Raw genomic sequence first — 20,529 nt, forward strand, 5'->3', positions numbered from 1 at the left:
GCCCAGATCGTCGCGGCGGTGAAAGAATCGAGACGTCCGACGACGCCCGTTAGCGTCCGGCGCCGCCCGTTAGCGTCCGGCGCCGCCGCCGAGGGAGGAAGCTTTGACCAGTACCGGAACCGGCCGAGCAGGTGTTTCCATCACCGACGACGAGATCTTCCAGGCGCACCGCGACGGTAAACTGACCGTCGAGCTCGCGGCTCCGATCGAGACGAAACGTGATCTGTCGATCACCTATACGCCGGGCGTCGCCCAGGTCTCCCGCGCCATCGCCGCCGATCCTGCGCTCGTCGACCGCTACACCTGGACCGGCCGGCTGGTCGCGGTGGTCTCCGATGGGACCGCCGTCCTCGGCCTCGGCGACATCGGACCGCGCGCGGCGCTGCCGGTGATGGAGGGCAAGGCCGCCCTGTTCCGCAGTTTCGCCGGCCTGAACGCGATCCCGATCGTCCTCGACACCACCGACCCGGACGAGATCGTCGAGACGGTGATCCGGCTGCGCCCCAGTTTCGGCGCGGTGAACCTGGAGGACATCTCCGCCCCGCGCTGCTTTCAGATCGAACAGCAACTGATCGAGGCGCTGGACTGTCCGGTGATGCACGACGACCAGCACGGCACCGCCATCGTCGTCCTGGCCGCCCTCAAGGGGGCGCTGACGCTCCTGGACCGCAGCACCTTCGGATTGCGAGTCGTCATCTCCGGCGCCGGCGCGGCCGGCGTCGCCTGTGCGGACATTCTCCGGGCCGCCGGCGTCGGCGACCTGGTCGTGCTGGACTCCCAGGGCATCCTCGGCCCCGACCGCACCGGCCTGATCGCCCACAAGGTGGAACTGGCCGGGTGGACCAATCCCCGCGGGCTGACCGGGGGTCTGCGCGAGGCGCTCGAGGGCGCCGATGTCTTCATCGGGGTCTCCGGCGGCACCGTGCCCGAGGAGGCTCTCGCCGGGATGGCCGACGATGCGGTGATCTTCGCCTTGTCCAACCCGGATCCGGAGGTCCATCCGGATGTGGCCGCCCGATACGCCGCAGTGGTGGCGACCGGCCGCAGCGATTTCCCGAATCAGATCAACAACGTGCTGGCCTTCCCGGGGATCTTCGCCGGCGCCCTGGACGTCGACGCGGCGCGGATCACCGAGGGGATGAAACTGGCGGCCGCCGAGGCCATCTTCGAGGTGGCGCGCGACGACCTGACCGCCGATCACATCGTCCCGCTCCCGTTGGACACACGCGTGGCCCCGGCGGTCGCGCAGGCGGTCGCCCGGGCCGCACGGGCCGAGGGGATGGCCCGCTCCGACTGACCGGCGACGACCCCGTTTTGCCCCAGCCCGCAGCGGCTCGGTACCATCGTGAGCGCTGTCGTGCGCGACGGCGACGCCGCCTTAGCTCAGTCGGTAGAGCGATTCACTCGTAATGAATAGGTCAGGAGTTCGATTCTCCTAGGCGGCTCAGATCAATGCAGCTAGAGCCGGTTTTCCTCGTTCGGAAAACCGGCTCTATTTGTCGGCCGGGCACACTATGGGCACGGTTCGAGCCGGACAATGCGGCTTCACCACGGCGTCGGTGGGCGTCGGCTTCCGCCCCTGCGAACGGCCGGGCTTCGGCGTAGGGTCGATGCCACCATCGGGTCGAGGGTGAAATAGAAGCAACGACGAGGGATCTTCTGATGATGGCAGCAGCCCGGCGCCGCGCGGTTGTCGGCGTAGCCGCCACCGCAGTCTCCCTGAGCGTGGCTTTCAGCGGCAGCCCCCAGGCGGCCGCCCAGCCGCCGTTACCCGCCGCCCCGCCGCAGCAGGTGGACCAACTCGGCGACTTCGTCTACGACCAGTTGTTCGCCGTGGGAGTGCAGGTCTACGAGCGGGTGACCGTGAAGAAGGAACTGGTCAACTCGCCGCGGCCGACGATCTTCTATCTGCCGGTGCTCAAGAGGCTGCACTCTCCGCGCGACGGTAAGCCCGGCACCCTGCGGTACGGCTTCATTGGCTCCCCGCTGCCGGAGGCCTTCACCACGCAGCCGATCGCGAATCCGTCGTCGCCCAGGCTCGGCACCGGTCACATCATCCCCGTCGATCCGGTGACCTATGCATCGCCCGGGTTCTCGGAATTGTGCGTCGGCGACATGACCGACGGACGTCCGATCGGGCCGCTGGCCGGGGGCAGCCTCGCCGGCTGGTGCCCGTCCTGACCATGCTGCGCGGTTCCGCCCCTCGACCGATGAATGCGGCTCGATCGATGAATGCGGCTCAGTCGATGGACTCTGCGTAGACCAGTCCACCCCGGGCCGGGATCATCGTGACGTTGCTGTACCGCGGGGTTTCACCCGGACGGTCGTGGGTCCGCAGTTGCACCCGCCGCAGGATCTCGCGGGCCACGGTCTGCAGTTCGGCCACCGCCAGCGGCGCACCCAGACACCGGCGGACCCCGCCGCCGAAGGGCATCAACTCATGCGGGTTCGGCCGGACACCGAGGAAGCGCTCCGGGCGGAAGTCGAAGGGCTGAGCGTATAGATCATCGCGGTGATGGAGCAGCAGGATGCTCACCAGTGCGGTGTGCCCGGCCGGAACCCGGTGGCCGCCGAAGTCGAACGGCGCCAGCAGTTCGCGGCCGACGAACGGCACCACGGGGCGCACTCGCATGGTCTCGTTGACCAGGGCCTCGATATAGGCGTCGTCACCGTCGCGCGCGGCCTCCCGGGCCTGGGCGTACACGGCCGGATTGCGGGTCAGGCGCTCGAACATCCACGCCACCGTGTTGGACGTCGTCTCATGCCCGGCCAGCAGCAGCGTCATCAGCTCATCGCGGATCTCACTGTCGGACAGGGGTTCGCCGTCGGCGGTCTGCGCAGACAGCAGCAGCGCCATGATGTCGTCGCGGGAATCGTGATCACCGGCCGCCCGACGCTCGGCCAGCACCCGGTAGATCGTCCGGTCCACCAGTGCCAGCGTCAGCTTGAGCAGGCCCAGCGGCCTGCTGCTGCGCATATTGATCACCTGCGTCATCGTGCCCAGCGGGGTGCTGGACAGGCGCATCAGCCGCAGGATCGCCGCGCCCATCGATTTCTCGGCCGGCGTCACCTCGGAGGGGTCGGCGATCCCGAAGATCGCCGACATGATGACCTCGAGGGTGATCTGCTGGGCGATACCGGTCAGCGGCACCGGCGTGCCGGTCGGCCAGGCCCGCAGACCCGCCTCGGTCGCCCGCTCGATACTGGCCTGGTAGGCCGCCACAGCCTTCCCGTGGAAGCGGGGCAGCAGCAGCGCACGCTGCTGCCGGTGCCGCTCTCCGACAGCGGTCAGCACCGAGTCCGGCCCGACGATCGGTGCCAGCGGCGACAGCCGGGTCGACGACGGCGTGATGGCCTCGTCGGCGGTCATGAGCTGCTTGATGTGATCGGGGCGGTAGAGCACGGCGATCGGCCGGGGCGCGCCGCGCAGCGCGTAGCGCAGGACACCGTCGTCCCGCTCACCGGCGCGGACCGCATCGGCGAAGAGCACATCACCTTGATGCCGCAGAAAGTGCAGCGACCGGGAGAGCCCGCCGAGCGCAAATCGCTGCCGCGCGTCCGGAACCGCCACCGGGCCGCGGTCGGCCACGCTCCCGATCCCGGAGGCGGTGCCGGGCGGCGTCAAGTGCCAGTGCGGCACCCGGACGATTCCGTGCGGGGAGACAGTCGTGGCGGCCATACGATGCGAGGCTACCAACGACGACAGCGTCGTCCAGTGCTTCGGGAACGCCGCTCACCAGCCCACCGGCGCACCCGGCGAGGCGGCTGCGAGCACAGACGCTTGACCTCAATGCGAACGTATGTTCGGATTGAGGCTATGCGATGGGCGGCGCAAACGGCCGACGCCGACGATGGCGGACTCCCCGGTCTGGACCGGGCCGGGCTGGTGCGCACCACCACCACGCCCGACTTCGAGGGCATCACCTTTCACGAGGTCCTCGCGCGCAGCGCCCTGAACGCGCTGCCCGAGGCGGCGCAGCTGCCGTTCAAGTACACCGTCAACACGATGCGCGGCTGCAGCCATGCCTGCCGGTACTGCTTCGCCCGGCCCACCCACGAGTACCTCGAGTTGAATCCGGCCGGCGACTTCGACTCCCAGCTGGTGGTGAAGCTGAACGTGGCGGCGGTGCTCCGCAAAGAGCTGCGGCGACGGTCCTGGCGCCGGGAGACGGTGGCGCTGGGCACCAACACCGACCCCTATCAGCGGGCTGAGGGCCGCTACCGGCTCATGCCGGGGGTGATCTCGGCGCTCGCCGAATCGGGCACCCCGATCTCCATCCTCACCAAAGGAACCCTGCTCCGCCGCGATCTGCCGCTGCTGCGCGCCGCCCGCGCGGCCGTCGACGTCCAGCTCGGCGTCTCCCTGGCCATGCTCGACGACGCCCTGGCCACACAGCTCGACCCCGGGGCGCCGTCGCCGCGGGCCCGGCTGGAACTGGTCGGGGCGCTGGCCGAGGCCGGTTTCGCTCCGCACGTCATGGTCGCACCGGTGGTGCCGTATCTGACCGACGACACCGCCCAGCTCGATGAGCTGCTCGGCGCGCTGGCCGCCGCCGGCGCCGCCCGGGTGACCGCACTGCCCCTGCATCTGCGCGGAGCCACCCGGGAGGTGTTCTTCGACTGGCTCGGCCGGACCCACCCGGCCCTGCTGCGTCACTATCGCTCGTTGTACAGCCGCGGCGGCTACGTGCGCCCGGAGTATTCGGCCCGGCTGCGGGAGAAGATGGCGCCGCTGGTCGCCCGGCACGGCCTGGCCCGGCCGGTCCGCACCGCCCCTGCCGATCTGGTCAGCCGGTCACGGCCGCCGGCGATCACCGAACCGGCTCTGACCCTCTTCTGATCGGCGGCTTCCGGCCCACGATCGCCGATTCCCGGGGGCGGCCGTCAACAGGGCGGGTTGAAGGCGACCCCGGGCACATAGGTGGCCCACTCGGTTTCGCTGATCTGATCCCCGGGGCGCGCGCACTCATGCGCCACCAGGCCCGCCGGATCCAGCTGCCACGCCTCCACCAGACCGCCTTCACCGGCGGCCAGGATCCGGTCGTCGTCGACAAAGCGGACGTCGAAAACGGTGCCGGGGAAGGAACGCAGGACCACCTCGTCGATCGCACCGGTATCCGTCAGTCGCCACACCCAGATCTCCGAGTTGCCGCCGCCGGCCACCACCCGCGTGCCGTCCGGGGAGAAGGCGGCGCTGTAGAGCTGCCCGGCGGGCCCGGACATCGTCGCGATCCGGCGGGGCCGCTCGGGGTCGGAGATGTCCGCCACGGCCACCGTCTTGTCCTCGGAGGTGGCGACCAGGCGGTCGCCCGAGGCGTCGAAGCGTACGGCCAGGGCCGAGCCGTCGAAGTCGAGTGGATTGGGGAAGGCGCGCGGTGCCGCGGGATCACTCAGATCCAGCAACCGCACCTGACCGGCATTGGTGGCCACGGCCGCCCGTCTGCCGTCCGGGCTCAACGAGGCCCACCAGACGCCGCTACCGGGATCGAAGGTCCCCACCATGCGCGGGGCTCGCAGATCGGAGGCATCCATGATCGTCAGGATCCGCTGATCGGTACCGCCGGTGATCACCAGACCCGTCTCGGGGCTGTACGCGACGGTCTCGTTGAGTCCGGGATGCCCGGCCAGTGAACCGACCAGCGCCGGGTGCCCCGGATCGCTGTAGTCAGCGAAGTACACCGTGCCCGAGACCGAGCCGAGGGCGGCGGAGCGCCCGTCCGGCGATTGCACCACCGCCCCGGAGAAGACGGTCCCCGGCGGCGGAAGCAGGTCCGGGCCGGCGCGCTGCAACCCGCCGGAGCCCATCGTCCATTGGGTGATGCGCCCGTCGATCTCGGTGTCGGCGGCGAGCAGGCGCCCGGCGGCCTCGTCGACGGGGATCTGGAACACCGTCTTGCGCCCGACGACGGTCCGCTCGGTCGCGGGCGGCCAATCCTGCACGCGGCCGTCGTCACTGGCGGCGATCACCCGGTCCCCGACCATCAGCACCGACGACGAGTTCGCCGCCGTCGGCATCACCCGGGGTGCGGCGCCCGGATCATCGAGCCGGTAGAGGCGGATGGTGTTGTCCGCCCCCGTGCTGACCAGCGATCTGCCGTCCTCGGACAGCGCGACCGCCGAGACATAGCTGGTGTGCCCGGTCAGCTGTTCCACCTGTCGCGGTGCGGCGGGATCGGCCACATCGAAGACGTCGACGCTGCGACTGCGCAGGGCGGCGATCAGGCGGGTGCCGTCCGGGGTGTAGACCAGGCCTTGCGCCAGCTGGTTGTCGCGCCAGCCCAGGCCGATCTGGCCGGTCGGGGTGAGCGTGTCCCCGGCGACGTCCCACAGGTCGATCTGCTGGTTGACGGTGCTGCTGGCCAGCGCCCGGCTGTCCGGGGAGAAGGCGACGGCACCGGCCAGATCACCGACGGGCCCGTCCACCCGCACCGGCAGCCAGCCGTCGCCGGCGGCGCGCCAGACCTGCAGACCGGCACCGAGTTCCGCGGCAGCCAGATACTGTCCATCCGGGCTCATCGTCAGCGCATTGGCATCCCCGCGGACCCCAGGCACGGCACCCTGCCGGCGCGGCTGCTGCGGATCGGTGATGTCCCAGACGTCGATCCGCCCGTGACCGCCCAGCAGCAGCCGGGAACCGTCCGGGCTCAACGCCACTCCGCCCAGGTACGTCTCCGCGCCTTCGGCACCGCGGAAGTCGGCGATCTGTTCTTCGATGCCGTCCGCCGAGACCCGGAACAGTCGCACCTGGCCGCTGTTACTGGCTGCCGCGATCAGCGATCCGGCCCGGGCCAACAGCAACGAGCCGCCGTCGCCGCTGAAGCGGTTCGGCACTCCGTCGGCCAGTGTGTCGATCAGCACCGAACGTGCCTCCACGGTCGGTGCCTGCCGATAGGCGATCATCGCCAGCTGGCCGGCCAGCAGAGGATCGCGTGGCGCCATCTGCCCGGCCTGGATGGCCAGCTGCCGGCTCAGCGTCTCGTTCCGGGAGCGTTCGGCATCGTTGCGCTGCTGTACGGCGTTGGCGCCGGCCACCACCGCCGCGACCGCTGCCAGCACCGCCACCAGACCGAAGGCGGCTGCCGACCAGGCGAACCGGCGCAGCTGCCGGGCCCGTCGTCGTTCCGCCTGCACGTCGGCGGCCACCTGCGCCCGGCCGGCTTCCAGGTATTCCCGGCCGGACCGGTCGATGACCGCCTCGGAGTCGTCGTCCTCGTCCAGCGGGGCGAACATCTCCAGGCGGACCCGGCCCGGTAGCAGGTCGTCGGGGCGGCCGTCGGCCTCCCACGGCTCGGCCAGTGCCCGCAGCCGGCGCCGCAGCAGCAGCCGTTCCCGATCGGCGTCGATCCAGCCGGTCAACCGCGGCCACGCGGTCAGCAGCGCCTCGTGCGTCACCTGTACACGGCTGGCCTCGACGGTCAGCAGACGCGCATCGGCGAAGGTCTCCACCACCCGGTCCGCCGGCCCCCCGGCCAATTCGTCCAGGTAGAGGGGTCGGCGGGTCACCGTGTCCTCGTCGACGTTCACCAGCGCCAGCAGCACCTCGCGGGCGATCTCTTGCTCATCGGCGGGCAGCTCGGCGAAGACCTCTTCGGCGGTCTGTTCGACGGCCCCGCCGATCCGGCCGGTCTTGACGTAATCACCGACGGTCAGCCGCCGTCCGTCGGAGGCCTCCCAGGTGGCGCGCAGCGCATGGGACAGCAGCGGCAGGACGCCGGCATCGACGCGCCCACCCGAACCGGGGGCGGCCAGATCTGCCAGGAGCATGCCGACCAGTTCATCGTCGACGGCGGCTCCGGCGGCTTCGGCCGGACGCACGATCACCTCGCGCAGCTCGGCCTCGGTCATCCTGGGCATGACCACCTGCGCCTCGGCGAAGGCCTCGGCCAATCCCCCGAACTCGGTGGCCTGGGCATAGAAGTCTGCGCGCAGGGTGATCACCGGTACGACCGGCAGCCCGGCCAGCCCGGTGGTCAGCCCGACCAGGAACTCCCTCCGGGTCTGCGCCGAGCTCTGGGTCCACAGTTCCTCGAACTGGTCGATCACCAGCAGCCCTGCGGTCGACTCGGATCCGCCTGCGGCCGCGTCGGCCGGCGAACCGCCACCGGCCGCCCGCAGCTCCGTCAGGGCCGCTTCGAGGGCGGCCAACGGCTGATCGCCGGGGACCAGAAGTACCGCGGACATTCCGGCCAGCGCCTCGCCGTCGGCGGTCAGCGGAAGCAGCCCGGCGCGCACGAGCGAAGACTTGCCGGCCCCGGACGCACCGACCATCACCACCGCCCGGCGCAACGGATCGGCGTTCGGGTCCTCGGCCAGATCGGCACGGCGGGCCGCCGATTGCCGCTGGACCAGGTTCACCGCCCGGGCGACGACATCGTCGCGACCGAAGAAACGGTCATGGTCTTCGACAGTGAAGGCGTCGAACCCCCGGTATGGGGCGGGCGTCGGCGTCCGGCGGCGTCCGCGCCGCCGCCCGGTCCGCTCCACGGCCGCCCACCACTGCTCCTGCTCGGCCTTCTCGGTCACCCCGCAGACGGCGAGCACACGCTCGAACATCTCGCGACTGGCCCTGGTGGGCGCATGCTGCCCGGCGAACCAGCCGGCCACGGTCCCAAGCAGCGCATCGGCTTCGGCGGCCACCTCGCGAACGCTGAGATCGCCGGTCAGTCGCAATTCGGTCAGTGCCGTTCCGAGGTCTTCCCGGGTGTGGACAGCGTCCGGAGTCTTCACCGCGACCATCGACCCTCTCGCCATAGCCCCAGGTCAGCGTATCGAAAAGTGTATCGACTTACCGATCGGTGCAGTTTTGATGCGCCGGCTGTCGGCCTGCACACCAGGATGAGACTACCTCGCCCCTTCGTCTGCAGGAGTCCATTGTGCTCGCTGATCATCAGCCGGTTCAGAACCCGGTAAATCAGACACTCCCGCGTCGGCTGCATTCGATCCCGGCGCACCCCTCCGCATCGGCCGCGCCGTCGCGTCCGGCACTGTCCGACCGCGAGGTCGAGGTCCTGCTGGCCTGGCTGCGTGCCGAGTCGAAGGACGAGGCCGCCCGGGAGTTGTTCATCAGTCCGTCGACCGTGAGCACCCACATCATTCGCATCCGCGCGAAGTACCGCGCAGCCGGCCGTCCGGCCAAACGCAAGATGTCCCTGTTCGCCCGCGCCATCCAGGACGGCTACACCACCCTCGACGAGTGGTGACCGACTCCGACCGGACCGGACACTCCCTATAGTCGAGGAGACCGCCCCGCCGCGTGGGCGCCACCGACGTCCGAGTCAGGAGGACTCATGTCCGACTTCACCGACAAGATCAAAGACGCCGCCCACGCCGTTTCGGCCGCCGTCGACAACGAACTGACCGTCCTGGAGGGGGCCGGGGGCGACGACCCTCTGGCTCACCACACCTCCGACGAGGATGCCGGCGCCACCGGCGAGAACGACGACTGAGCGATCGGCGCCGGAGAGAACGACGCTGCCGCGAACACCTGCACGATCAGCCCCACTCGGGCACGCAACGCTCGGCTGCCCACAACTTGAATCTGAATTCAGGTTAGGATCGTGGGAGCACATAGTCGCGGCGGCACCTCCCGGCCGCCCAGGAGAAGGAACTCGATGGATATCAACTCTCTGTTCTCACTCGACGGCCGCGTCGCCCTGATCACCGGCGGGTCGCGCGGCATCGGCCGAATGATCGCCGAGGGATTCCTGGCCCAGGGTGCCCGTGTCTACATCTCCTCCCGCAAGGCGCAAGAGTGCGAGCAGACGGCACGCGAGCTCTCGACCTCGGGGCACTGCGTGGCTCTCCCCGCCGATGTGTCCACTACTGAGGGAATCACCCAGCTCCTCGAGGCCTTCGGCGAGCACGAGAGTCACCTCGACATCCTGGTGAACAACGCCGGCGCCGCATGGGGTCAGGATTTCGATGAGTTTCCCGAGGCGGGTTGGGACAAGGTGATGGACCTCAATGTGAAGTCGCCCTTCTTCCTGACCCAGGCGGCCAAGGAGCTCCTCCGCGCAGGGAGCCGCCGGGGGCACCTGGCGAAGGTCATCAACACCGCCTCCATCGACGGGCTGTCCCTCAATCCGCTGGAAACCTACAGCTACCACGCGAGCAAGGCCGGCTTGATTCACCTGACCAAACGGATGGCGGTGCGCCTGGCGCCTGAGAACATCATCGTCTCGGCCATCGCACCCGGGGCCTTCGCCTCGAGGATGAACAAGGATGCCCGCGACAACGCCGACGAGGTCTCGGCCGGTATTCCGGCCGGACGAATCGGCCGGGACGAGGACATGGCCGCCGCCGCGGTCTACCTCGCCTCCGATGCCGGCGACTACGTCGTCGGCAGCACGCTGGTGGTCGACGGCGGAGTGAACCTCGCGCGCTGAGTAGCCCGGCGGCCTCAGTCGGCGCGCAGGTCCGGTGTCGTCAGGCCCAGCGCATTCGTCCACATCCGGGTGGCTGTGTCCACGAGCCGAGTGGTCGTCGCCACGGCCTCCGCATCGGGCGCCCCGACAGCAGCGTCGATCTCGATGACGTAGGTGTCATACGCCAGGCGGGAGATCATTCCCGAGAGCGCTTTGGCCGCCATCGTCGCCTCGACACCCCGATCTGCCAGTCCCCGCGCTTGCAGGTCCGCGATCGCCCGCGCGTTGCGTTCGACGAAGGCATTGCTGCGGGCGATCCGCAACGCCCGAAACCGCGGATCGACGGCGGCGACCTGCTGAAGCAGATGGTTCAGTCGCGCATTCCGGCGGTACGCCTCGAAGTAGGCGCGATTGCTCGCCGCGATGATCTCGACGGGATCTGCCGCTGCTGCTATGCGGCCCGTACCCGGATGCATCATGTCGCTCTGTGCTTCCTGGAGGACGGCAGCGAAGATCTCGTCCTTGCTCTCGAACCAGGTGTAAAAGCTCCCGATCGAGCAATTCGCCTCGGCGACGATGTCCACCAGCCGAGAGTCGACGAAGCCGTCTCGCTCGAAGACTCGCCGCGCCGCGGCGATCAGCGCCGCGCGGGTCCGGCGACCACGTTCTGTCTGCGGTGTGACCCCCAGCTTGTCTGGATCGAAGAGTGCGGGAGCCTCGACGGGTCCATCAATCTGCGAGGTCATGGCACAACTCTAATCCGGTCACCTCGAGCGCAGACGACGACGATATCGGCAGAACCGGATCCGCAGAGGCTGGGATGCCCGTTTCCAGAGCCGCCGCGCGGCCTGTCACGCCGGCCGAGACCGGCGCGAGAGCTCATTGCTCAACCGCACCATCAGCGCGTCCACCGCGAACCGCGGCTTGACGTTCTTGTCCAGCGCCGTGCGGCACTCCAGGACCGCTTCCACACATCCCAGCAATCGTTCCGGCGCGGCATAGGAGGCCATCGGTGCGGTGAGCGTCTCCGTCTTGTCCGGATGCATCATGGTCACCGGCGCGGATATCGACTGGACGAGCGCATCCCGGAACAGCGCCGCCAGATCCACCAGCGCCCGGTCCAGTGTGTCTCGCATGATCCGCGTGTGCCGCGCCTTCTGCCGCTTCTCGAGTTCCTTCACCACCCCGGCCGTCCCACGCGGCGGGCGGGCAGTGCCCTTACCCGTGCCTCCGGCTCCCAGCGCCGTCATCAGCTCTTCCACTTCCGGAGCGTTGAGTTCTGCAGCGATCTCGTCGGCGGCCTTCTTCGCGGAGCTGACCAGCAGTTCCCCGGCCGCGTACATCTCGCCTTCGCGAGCCGCCGCCCGAGCTAACGACAGCGCCTGTTCCCGTTGCGCACGGGCGGTCTCGTCCACGGCCAGCCGCCGCGCCCGCCCGATGTGCCCGCCGGCCACCGAAGCCGCCCAGGCGGCCCGATCGGGTTCGATACCGTCGCGCACGGTCAGCACCTGCGCGATGGCCTCGACCGCCGGCGCCGTCAGCGCCACGTGACGGCAGCGCGAGCGCAGCGTCACCGAAATGTCTTCCGGCGATACCGAGGGGGCACAGAGCAGGAAGATCGTGCGAGCCGGTGGCTCTTCGACCGCCTTGAGCAACGCGTTGGCGCCCTGTTCGGTGAGCCGGTCCGCATCCTCGACGCTCACGATCTGCCATCGGCCGGTGGTCGGCCGGCGTGCGGCCAGCTGCACGATCTCGCGGATCTGCGCGACCGAGATGGTCAGTCCTTCGGGCACGATGTGCCGGACATCGCCGTGAGTGCCGGCCAGCACGGTGGTGCACGAGCGGCATTCGCCGCAGCCGACCACCTGCGGGTCGGTGCACTGCAGCGCCGCGGCGAAACTGGCGGCGGCCACCGACCGGCCGCTGCCCGGCGGACCGGTGAACAGCCAGGCGTGGGTCATCGCCGATCCGCTCCCCACCTCGGGCGCCTCGTCACCGAACATCGACATCGCCCCGGACTCGGCATGGTCGAGTCCGGCTGCCACACCACGCGCCGCACCGGCTGCGGCGGTCAATTCGGCGGCCAGCGCCTCCTGCCCGATCAGCCCCTCAAAGACTTTGGTCACAGCACCCAGAGTAAGGCGCAGTTCAGACACGCACACTCCCGGCAAAACGTTTAACTCTTGCAAGCACCCCGGTACCGTTGTCATGTGGTCCAGCATCGGTCGCAGTTCACCAGGGCAACGCACACGTTGCGCTGGCTGGCGCACACACCCTGGCCGATACTGGTCCTGGACATGCTGCGCTCGAATCTGATCGGAGCGCTGTTCACCTTCGGATTCCTGCGCTTCGGTATGCCCACCACCGACAGCGTGGTGCTCAACGAGATCAACACCCAGAATCAGATCGCCTTCGCCGTCTATCTGGCGATCGCGCTGGTGGTGGGCATGTGGGCGTCGGTGCAGCTGTCGATGCCGGTGCTGCTGTGGCATCGTCGCCGCTCCCGGCTCGACGACGAAGATGCGCGGCGGCGTGCACTGCAGCTACCGATGCTGCTGACCCTGGTCAACGGAGGACTGTGGCTGATCGGCGGCGCGCTGCTGGCCGTGCTGAACCTGCGCGAATCGTTCAAAGACGCGATCGTGGTCGCCATCGCCAGTTTTGCGGGCGCCGTGGTCACCTCCGTCATGAGCTATCAGCAGTTCGAGAAGGTCCTGCGCCCGATCAGCGTCGCGGCGATGGCCAATGAACCGGAGAAGGCCAAAGCACCGGGTATCGCCCTGCGGATTCTCGTGTTCTGGCTGGTCGGCGTCGCGATGCCGATGGCGGTGATCATCGTGCTGATCATCTTGCAGCGCACCTCGGTGATCGAGGCCAGCGCACTGGAACTTCAGCGGCCGATCCTGTGGCTGTCCGGCGCGGCGATCCTGTTCGGTCTGCTCTCGTTCTTCCGCTTGGTCAGGTCGATCACCGACCCCATCAAACAACTGCGGATGGCGCTCAACCAGATCCGGGCCGGCAACCTCAACGTCGCGGTCAAGATCTACGACGGCACCGACATCGGTCTGCTGCAGGCCGGATTCAACGAGATGGTCGACGATCTGCGGGAGCGGCAGCAGCTGCGCGACCTGTTCGGCCGCTATGTCGGCGAAGACGTCGCGCGGCGGGCCATCGAGACCGGGACCGAACTGGGCGGCGAGGAACGCTACGTGGGTGTGCTGTTCGTCGATATCGTCGGATCCACCCGGCTGGCGGTGGACCGCCCACCACGCGAGATCGTCGAGTTGCTCAACAAGTTCTTCGAGGTGGTCGTCGAGGTGGTCGGCCGGCACGGCGGCTTCGTCAACAAGTTCCAGGGTGATGCGGCCCTGGCGATTTTCGGGGCGCCGCTGGATCTGCCGGACTTCTCCGGGGCCGCGCTGGCCGCCGGCCGCGAGTTGCGAATCGAACTGGCCCGTCGCCTGGGTGATGTAGACATGGGCATCGGGATCTCGGCGGGCAAAGCCGTCGCCGGTCACATCGGCGCACAGGCGCGCCTGGAGTACACGGTGATCGGTGATCCGGTCAACGAGGCCGCGCGACTGACCGAGCTGGCCAAGGACGAGCCGACCCGGGTGCTGGGCTCGGCGCGCGCGGTGTTCCTGGCCTCAGACGACGAGGCCGACCACTGGACGATCGGTGAAGGAGTGGAACTGCGTGGGCGCGGTATCGAGACGCTGCTGGCCCGGCCCAACCTCATCGAGATCGCTCCGGACGTCATCGCCGATGTCGACGACGTCGTGCTCGTCAGCGAGAGCGATTCCCACGACGAGTGACCTGCTGCGGATCACCGCAGCAGGTCACTCGGTCTCGGTCTACTCGGCCGTCTTCTTGGCGCCGGTCTTCTTCGCCGCCGTTTTGGTCGCGGTGGTCTTCTTGGCCGTCGTCTTCTTGGCCGTCGTCTTCTTGGCCGTCGTCTTCTTGGCCGCGGTCTTCTTCGCCGCCGTCTTCTTCGCGGTGGTCTTCTTCGCCGTCTTCTTGGCAGCCTTCTTCACCGGTCCGCGGGCACGGCGGTCAGCCAGCAGTTCCATCGCCCGTTCCGGGGTGATGGTGGCGACCTCGTCGCCCTTGCGCAGGCTGGCGTTGGTGGTGCCGTCGGTGACGTACGGTCCGAACCGGCCGTCTTTGATCACCATGTTCTCGCCGCTGGCCGAGTCGACGCCGAGCTCCCGCAGCGGCGGTGCCGCCGCGGCACGACCGCGGCGTTTGGGTTCGGCGTAGATCTTCAGCGCCTCGTCGAGCGTCACCGTGAACATCTGTTCCTCGGTGGTGAGCGAACGCGAGTCGGCACCCTTCTTCAGGTACGGCCCGTAGCGGCCGTTCTGCGCGGTGATCTCCTCCCCGCTTTCGGGGTCCACCCCGACCACCCGCGGCAGCGAGAGCAGTTTCAGCGCGTCCTCGAGCGTGACGGTGGCGATGTCCATGGTGCGCAGCAGCGAACCGGTGCGAGGTTTGGGCCCGGCCTTCTTCGCCGCCTTTTTGGCGGTCTTCTTCGCCGCCTTCTTGGCCGGAGCCTTGGTGGCGACCGAGCCTGCGGCCGGCACATCGTCGAGGGCGACGATCTCTTCGCCCGCCGGGCCACCGGTGGGCACGGTCTCGCCGCCGTCGCGCGGGGTCGGCCCCTGCGGGATGGTGGCCGGCGCCGACGCATCGTCGTCGCCGTCCTCGTCCTCGGACGGCAGGACCTCGGTCACGTACGGGCCGAACCGGCCCTCCTTGGCGACGATCTGGTGCCCGGTGACCGGATCGACGCCCAGCACCCGGCCCTCCTGCGGGGTGGAGAACAGCTTCTCGGCCACGTCGACGGTCAGTTCGTCGGGGGTCATGTCCGAGGGCAGGTTCGCCCGCTGCAGATCCGGTTCGGCTCCCTCGGCGGCGACGTTGCGCTCCAGGTACGGGCCGTAGCGGCCGACCCGGACGAACACCGGGCGGCCCTCCCGGTCGTCGAGGATCTTGATCGAGTTCACCTCGCGCGCATCGATGCCCTCCAGGTTCACGCCGATCAGCTTCTTGAGCCCGCCCAGGCGGGCGATGACGTGGGCGGCGCCGTCGTCTTCGTTGCCGGCGTCGCCGAAGTAGAACTCGCTGAGCCAGCGGGTGCGGTCGGCGTCACCGCTGGCGATCAGGTCCAGGTCGTCCTCCAGAGCCGCGGTGAAATCGTAGTCCACCAGGCTCTCGAAGTAGCCTTCGAGCAGTCCGATCACTGCGAACGCCACCCACGACGGCACCAGGGCGTTGCCCTTCTTCACCACATAGCCGCGGTCCTGGATGGTGCCGATGATCGAGGCGTACGTGGACGGGCGACCGATTCCCAGCTCTTCGAGGACCTTGACCAGCGAGGCTTCGGTGTAGCGGGCCGGCGGGTTGGTGGAGTGACCGTCCGGGGTCAGCTGCGAAGCGGTCAGCGCCTGGCCCTCCTGCAGGTTCGGCAGCCTGTTCTCCGCGTCGTCGGCCTTGGTGCCGGCCGAGTCCTCCACGCCCTCGACGTAGGCAGACAGGAAACCCGGGAAGGTGATGGTGCGTCCCGACGACGAGAACACGACGTTCTCCCCGGTGCTGGCGGTGCCGCTGATCCGCAGGCTCATCGTGGTGCCCTTGGCGTCGGCCATCTGGGAGGCGACGGTGCGCTGCCAGATCAGCTCGTACAGCCGGAACTCATCGGTGTTCAGGGACGAGGCCAGCTGCCCCGGGGTCTTGAAGACGTCTCCGGCCGGGCGGATCGCCTCGTGCGCCTCCTGCGCGTTCTTGACCTTGCGGTTGTACTGGCGGGGGCTCGAGTGTACGAACTCGGGGCCGTACAGTTCCCGCGCCTGGGTGCGGGCGGCGGTGATCGCCGACTCGCTCAGCGTGGTCGAGTCGGTACGCATGTAGGTGATGTAGCCGTTCTCGTACAGCCGCTGCGCGGTGCGCATGGTGCGGTCCGACGAGAAGCGCAGCTTGCGGCCGGCCTCCTGCTGCAGGGTGGAGGTCATGAACGGCGCATAGGGACGGCGGGTATACGGCTTCTCCTCGACCGAGCTGACCGTGAGCTGAGCTCCCTGCAGTCCGGCGACGAGCGCATTGGCCTTCGCCGCATCGAGAACGACGACGCCGTCGTTCTTCCGCAGCTTGCCGTCGGAGCCGAAGTCGCGGCCGGTGGCCACCCGCGCCTGGTCCACCGACAGTAGCCGGGAGGCGAACGTACGCGGGCTCGCCTCGGCACCGGCATCCATGGTGGCGGCGATGTCCCAGTAGTCCGCCGAGACGAATGCCATGCGCTCGCGCTCACGCTCGACGATGATTCTGGTCGCCACCGACTGCACGCGGCCGGCCGACAGCTTCGGCATGACCTTCTTCCACAGCACCGGGGAGACCTCGTAGCCGTACAACCGGTCGAGGATGCGCCGGGTCTCCTGGGCGTCGACCAGATCGATGTCCAGGTCGCGCGGATTCTCGGCGGCAGCACGGATGGCCGGTTCGGTGATCTCGTGGAAGACCATCCGCCGGACCGGCACCTTCGGCTTGAGCGTCTCGAGCAGGTGCCAGGCGATGGCCTCGCCTTCGCGGTCACCGTCCGTGGCCAGGTAGAGCTCGTCGACGTCTTTAAGGAGCGCCTTCAGCTCGGAGACGGTCGACTTCTTGTCCGCCGACACCACGTACAGGGGATCGAACCCCTCGTCGACGTTGACCCCGAGACGTGCCCACGGCTGACCCTTGTATTTGGCCGGCACATCGGCTGCCCCGCGCGGAAGGTCACGGATGTGGCCACGGGACGATTCCACGATGTAGTTGGCGCCGAGGTAGCCCGCGATCTTGCGGGCTTTGGTCGGGGACTCGACGATGACGAGTCGCCGCACGGCGGGGGAGGCGGTGTCGGTGGCGGCCACGGGTGCCCTTCGGTAAAAAGAATCGCTATTCGTTGCCGTTGTACCTTATGTCTAGGGTCTTCTGCACATCGAATGTGTTCCGACACCGCCAAACTTCCCGGTATGCGGGCTGGATCACAGGTCAGCGGCAGTGTCTGCCGACGGGCAGGCCGCCGTGTTCACGCCTGCGTCGGCCACGCCGCTTCGGCATCGGGATCCAGCGGCGGCCCACCGACAGTCTCCAACAGCCGGTTGCGCCGTTTGCGACCGGTCACCCGCAGCGCGGGATGCCGTCCGTGCGCACCGACCAGCGTCGGGGCGATCCCGACCCGCATCAAGGCCGTGGCCAGCGGCCCGTGGGTGTCCGGCGCGTGCGGGTCCAGGCCCAGGACGTAGTGCACTCCTTCGGGCCGTCCCGACGCCAGGACCCAGAGCCGCAGGGCTCGCGGGGACGGTGTCCAGCCGTCCGGGACGGTTTTGACCGCACCGGCCGACCACCGGCGGTGCAGGGCCGTCAGCCGAGGGTTGGCTTCGGTCCGCGCCAGGGGCGACCCTTCGTCGGAACGACCCACCTCGGCCTCGATCCCCGTCTCCTCGATATCGAGGCAGATGGCCTGTGCCCGCCACGTGTCGGGCACTACGACCGAGATTCGTGCTCCGACCGGGGTATGAACCGATTGTCCTTGTGCGGCAAGCAAACCGGCCAGGTCGTCGATCGAGGCGTCTTCCGTCTCAGCGGAGAACAGCGACATCTGGCTCACCCTCCTGACGATACGCGGGAGGGGCAGACGGTCGGCGCAGCGACCTAGAATGGATACTCGGTCGTGACGCTAACCAGGGGGTGTGATGGAACAGACCACCTACGGTACTGAACTTCTCGGCCGGACCCTCGCCGGTGAACACCCGGACACCGAGAGTCCGCTGACGCATCTGGCCGTCATCCCCACCCAGACGGCGCGATTCGGCCGCTGGCCCGACTGGGTCGATCCGCGGGTGCGTGAGGCGCTGAACGACCACGGCATCAACGAGCCGTGGCAGCACCAGGTCCAGGCCGCCGACCACGCCGTCGCCGGGCGGCACGTGTCCATCTGCACCGGGACCGCCTCCGGGAAATCGCTGGCCTACCAGCTGCCGATCCTGACCACGTTCCTAGAGGATCCGAACGCGACAGCGCTCTACCTCTCCCCGACCAAGGCCCTGGGCACCGACCAGTTACGGGCGGTCTCCCGGTTGATCACGGGGCGGAAGGACTTTTCGCATCTGCAACCGTGCATGTACGACGGCGACACCGAGCAGGAGTTGCGGCAGTGGGCCCGCCTGCATTCACGGTGGATCTTCACCAACCCAGACATGGTGCACATCGGTATCAACCCGGCACACGCCCGATGGCGGCAGTTCCTGGCCCGGCTGCGCTACATCGTGGTCGACGAGTGTCATCACTACCGAGGCGTGTTCGGCTCCCACACCGCCCTGGTGCTGCAGCGCCTGCTGCGACTGGCGCGCAGGTACGGCGCCGATCCGGTCGTCATCGGCGCCAGCGCGACCGTCGCCAACCCGGAACAGGCCCTGTCCCGCCTGATCGGCGAGCCTGCGGTGGCAGTGACCGAAGACGCATCCCCGCACGGCGAACGGACCGTCGCGCTGTGGGAGCCGGGTTTCGTGGACAACAGCCACGGCGATCAGGGGACTCCGCTCCGCCGGCCGGCCGGAGCCGAGGCCGCTCGCCTGCTCGCCGATTTCGTCATCGAAGGCGCTCGGACACTGTGCTTCGTGCGCAGTCGCCGCGGCACCGAGGTCACGGCGCTGCGCGCACAGCAGCTGCTGGCCGATGCGGCACCGGCCCTCGTCGATCGCGTCGCGGCCTATCGTGCGGGCTATCTGGCCGACGACCGGCGCCGGCTGGAGAAGGCACTGGCCGACGGTGATCTGCTGGGTGTGGCCACCACCAATGCGCTGGAGCTGGGCATCGACATCAGCGGCCTGGATGCGGTGATCGTCGCCGGCTACCCGGGAACGGTCGCCTCATTCTGGCAGCAGGCCGGCCGGGCCGGCCGCCGCGGCGCGGGTTCACTGGTCGTCCTGGTGGCCCGCGACGACCCGCTGGACACATACCTGGTCCACCACCCCGCCGCACTGCTGGACCGTCCCGTCGAAGCGACGGTGACCGATCCGGCCAATCCGTACATTCTGGGCCCCCACCTGCTCTGTGCTGCCACCGAAGCCCCCCTCACCGGCGCCGAGGTCACAGCCTGGGACGCTACCGAACTGGTCGACCAGCTGACCGCCGACGGGCTCCTGCGACGGCGCAAAGCCGCCTGGTATCCGGCGCCCGGACTCGACCCGCACGCCGACATCGATATCCGCGGCGGGATCGGCGGCCAGATCCTGATCGTCGACACCACCACCTCCCGGTTACTGGGCACCGTCGACGGTGGCCGCGCCACCCGCACCGTCCATCCCGGTGCCGTCTACCTGCATCAAGGCGAGAGCTTCGTGGTCGATGAACTGGACCTGCACGATGGGCTGGCATTGACGCATCCGGAAGAGCCCGACTGGACCACCTCGGTCCGCGAGGACAGCGAGGTCGAGATCCTGCGTACCGTGCGGTCTGAGACCTTCGGACCGCTCACGATCGCACTGGCCGAGGTCCGGGTCACCGATCAGGTCGTCGCCTATCTGCGCAAGGCGCTCTCCGGCGAGATCCTCGACTCGGTGCCGCTGGACCTACCCGAAGAAGTACTCGAGACCAAGGCGGTGATGTACACCGTCGAACCCGAAGCGCTCGTGTCCGCCGGCGTGCCCGTCGACAAGTTCCCCGGAGCACTGCATGCGGCCGAACACGCGGCCATCGGCATGCTCGGCTTGGTCGCGACCTGCGATCGCTGGGACATCGGTGGATTGTCGAGCAATCTGCATTCGGGAACCGGTCTGCCGACCGTCTTCGTCTACGACGGGTACCCGGGTGGCGCCGGCTTCGCCGAACGCGGCTACGACGCCTTTCCGACGTGGATCCGGGCCACCGGAGAGGCCGTTTCCGCTTGTGGCTGTCCCTTCGGCTGCCCCAGTTGTATTCAGTCTCCCAAGTGCGGGAACGGCAACGAGCCCCTGGACAAGGCCCACGCGATCAGGGTGCTCGACCTGGTGCAGCGCCTGGACCCTCGCGACCGCTGAGGCACTGGTTGCCGGGGTTCAGCCGGCCCGCGGCGGCGTCGCTGCGTCGACCTCTTGCAGTACCGGTCGATTGATCATTCGAGGCGGGTTCGGGCGGGGTTGTTCCGGGG

Annotated in this window: 14 protein-coding genes and 1 tRNA gene; 9 read left to right on the forward strand and 6 right to left on the reverse strand. The window is 68.8% G+C overall.

Features of this window, described 5'->3' with window-relative positions; genetic code table 11:
- Positions 1 to 103: 103 nt before the first annotated feature.
- The 3 genes from GOHSU_RS06045 to GOHSU_RS06055 all read left to right on the forward strand — a co-directional run bounded on the left by GOHSU_RS06045 (position 104) and on the right by GOHSU_RS06055 (position 2,181).
- Positions 104 to 1,297: an NAD(P)-dependent malic enzyme gene (locus GOHSU_RS06045; RefSeq protein WP_005938402.1), complete on the forward strand. Its 1,194-nt coding sequence runs from the start codon at positions 104 to 106 to the stop codon at positions 1,295 to 1,297.
- A gap of 75 nt (positions 1,298 to 1,372) precedes the next feature.
- A tRNA-Thr gene (locus tag GOHSU_RS06050) sits at positions 1,373 to 1,445 on the forward strand.
- 217 nt (positions 1,446 to 1,662) lie between these two features.
- Positions 1,663 to 2,181 carry a hypothetical protein gene (locus GOHSU_RS06055; protein WP_005938405.1) on the forward strand — a complete coding sequence of 173 codons (519 nt, stop codon included), beginning with the start codon at positions 1,663 to 1,665 and terminating at the stop codon, positions 2,179 to 2,181.
- Between the two features lie 58 nt (positions 2,182 to 2,239).
- Here GOHSU_RS06055 and GOHSU_RS06060 read toward each other — a convergent pair whose 3' ends face one another.
- Positions 2,240 to 3,679 (reverse strand): cytochrome P450, encoded by a 1,440-nt coding sequence (locus tag GOHSU_RS06060; RefSeq protein ID WP_005938408.1) that lies wholly within the window; start codon positions 3,677 to 3,679, stop codon positions 2,240 to 2,242.
- A gap of 138 nt (positions 3,680 to 3,817) precedes the next feature.
- Here GOHSU_RS06060 and GOHSU_RS06065 point away from each other — a divergent pair, with 138 nt between their 5' ends.
- On the forward strand, positions 3,818 to 4,840 hold the full coding sequence (locus tag GOHSU_RS06065; protein WP_005938411.1) for an Rv2578c family radical SAM protein: 1,023 nt from the start codon (positions 3,818 to 3,820) through the stop codon (positions 4,838 to 4,840).
- Positions 4,841 to 4,884: 44 nt separating this feature from the next.
- Here the strand turns inward: GOHSU_RS06065 and GOHSU_RS06070 are convergent, their stop codons facing one another.
- A complete protein-coding gene (locus GOHSU_RS06070; RefSeq protein ID WP_005938414.1) occupies positions 4,885 to 8,736 on the reverse strand; it encodes a WD40 repeat domain-containing protein in 3,852 nt (1,283 codons plus the stop codon).
- Positions 8,737 to 8,930: 194 nt separating this feature from the next.
- On the opposite strand from GOHSU_RS06070, the gene GOHSU_RS06075 reads away from it, so the two are divergent.
- The 3 genes from GOHSU_RS06075 (at position 8,931) to GOHSU_RS06080 (ending at position 10,385) form a co-directional block, all read left to right on the forward strand.
- Positions 8,931 to 9,200, forward strand: a complete 270-nt coding sequence (locus GOHSU_RS06075) for a response regulator transcription factor (RefSeq protein ID WP_428829733.1) — start codon at positions 8,931 to 8,933, stop codon at positions 9,198 to 9,200.
- Between the two features lie 87 nt (positions 9,201 to 9,287).
- Complete coding sequence (locus tag GOHSU_RS17010; RefSeq protein ID WP_005938421.1) at positions 9,288 to 9,446, forward strand: hypothetical protein; 159 nt, start codon at positions 9,288 to 9,290, stop codon at positions 9,444 to 9,446.
- A gap of 165 nt (positions 9,447 to 9,611) precedes the next feature.
- Positions 9,612 to 10,385, forward strand: a complete 774-nt coding sequence (locus GOHSU_RS06080) for a glucose 1-dehydrogenase (protein WP_005938424.1) — start codon at positions 9,612 to 9,614, stop codon at positions 10,383 to 10,385.
- Between the two features lie 14 nt (positions 10,386 to 10,399).
- Here the strand turns inward: GOHSU_RS06080 and GOHSU_RS06085 are convergent, their stop codons facing one another.
- Both GOHSU_RS06085 and GOHSU_RS06090 read right to left on the reverse strand, forming a co-directional pair.
- Complete coding sequence (locus tag GOHSU_RS06085; RefSeq protein WP_005938426.1) at positions 10,400 to 11,110, reverse strand: TetR/AcrR family transcriptional regulator; 711 nt, start codon at positions 11,108 to 11,110, stop codon at positions 10,400 to 10,402.
- Between the two features lie 105 nt (positions 11,111 to 11,215).
- On the reverse strand, positions 11,216 to 12,490 hold the full coding sequence (locus tag GOHSU_RS06090; protein ID WP_024332507.1) for a DNA polymerase III subunit delta': 1,275 nt from the start codon (positions 12,488 to 12,490) through the stop codon (positions 11,216 to 11,218).
- 171 nt (positions 12,491 to 12,661) lie between these two features.
- Here GOHSU_RS06090 and GOHSU_RS06095 point away from each other — a divergent pair, with 171 nt between their 5' ends.
- On the forward strand, positions 12,662 to 14,179 hold the full coding sequence (locus GOHSU_RS06095; protein WP_005938432.1) for an adenylate/guanylate cyclase domain-containing protein: 1,518 nt from the start codon (positions 12,662 to 12,664) through the stop codon (positions 14,177 to 14,179).
- Between the two features lie 39 nt (positions 14,180 to 14,218).
- Here GOHSU_RS06095 and topA read toward each other — a convergent pair whose 3' ends face one another.
- Both topA and GOHSU_RS06105 read right to left on the reverse strand, forming a co-directional pair.
- A complete protein-coding gene (gene topA / locus GOHSU_RS06100) occupies positions 14,219 to 17,269 on the reverse strand; it encodes a type I DNA topoisomerase (protein ID WP_005938434.1) in 3,051 nt (1,016 codons plus the stop codon).
- A gap of 158 nt (positions 17,270 to 17,427) precedes the next feature.
- A complete protein-coding gene (locus tag GOHSU_RS06105; protein ID WP_024332509.1) occupies positions 17,428 to 18,009 on the reverse strand; it encodes a hypothetical protein in 582 nt (193 codons plus the stop codon).
- Between the two features lie 85 nt (positions 18,010 to 18,094).
- On the opposite strand from GOHSU_RS06105, the gene GOHSU_RS06110 reads away from it, so the two are divergent.
- On the forward strand, positions 18,095 to 20,419 hold the full coding sequence (locus GOHSU_RS06110) for a DEAD/DEAH box helicase (RefSeq protein WP_005938438.1): 2,325 nt from the start codon (positions 18,095 to 18,097) through the stop codon (positions 20,417 to 20,419).
- Positions 20,420 to 20,529: the final 110 nt, after the last annotated feature.

The organism is Gordonia hirsuta DSM 44140 = NBRC 16056, assembly GCF_000333015.1.
GTDB classification, from domain to species: domain Bacteria; phylum Actinomycetota; class Actinomycetes; order Mycobacteriales; family Mycobacteriaceae; genus Gordonia; species Gordonia hirsuta.

What these genes read in the sequence shown, in the direction of transcription:
- GOHSU_RS06055 (WP_005938405.1), top strand. Translation starts at nt 1,663, where the DNA reads ATGATGGCAGCAGCCCGGCGCCGCGCGGTTGTCGGCGTAGCCGCCACC.
- GOHSU_RS06060 (WP_005938408.1), bottom strand. Translation starts at nt 3,679, where the DNA reads ATGGCCGCCACGACTGTCTCCCCGCACGGAATCGTCCGGGTGCCGCAC.
- GOHSU_RS06065 (WP_005938411.1), top strand. Translation starts at nt 3,818, where the DNA reads ATGCGATGGGCGGCGCAAACGGCCGACGCCGACGATGGCGGACTCCCC.
- GOHSU_RS06070 (WP_005938414.1), bottom strand. Translation starts at nt 8,736, where the DNA reads ATGGTCGCGGTGAAGACTCCGGACGCTGTCCACACCCGGGAAGACCTC.
- GOHSU_RS17010 (WP_005938421.1), top strand. Translation starts at nt 9,288, where the DNA reads ATGTCCGACTTCACCGACAAGATCAAAGACGCCGCCCACGCCGTTTCG.
- GOHSU_RS06080 (WP_005938424.1), top strand. Translation starts at nt 9,612, where the DNA reads ATGGATATCAACTCTCTGTTCTCACTCGACGGCCGCGTCGCCCTGATC.
- GOHSU_RS06085 (WP_005938426.1), bottom strand. Translation starts at nt 11,110, where the DNA reads ATGACCTCGCAGATTGATGGACCCGTCGAGGCTCCCGCACTCTTCGAT.
- GOHSU_RS06095 (WP_005938432.1), top strand. Translation starts at nt 12,662, where the DNA reads ATGCTGCGCTCGAATCTGATCGGAGCGCTGTTCACCTTCGGATTCCTG.
- GOHSU_RS06110 (WP_005938438.1), top strand. Translation starts at nt 18,095, where the DNA reads ATGGAACAGACCACCTACGGTACTGAACTTCTCGGCCGGACCCTCGCC.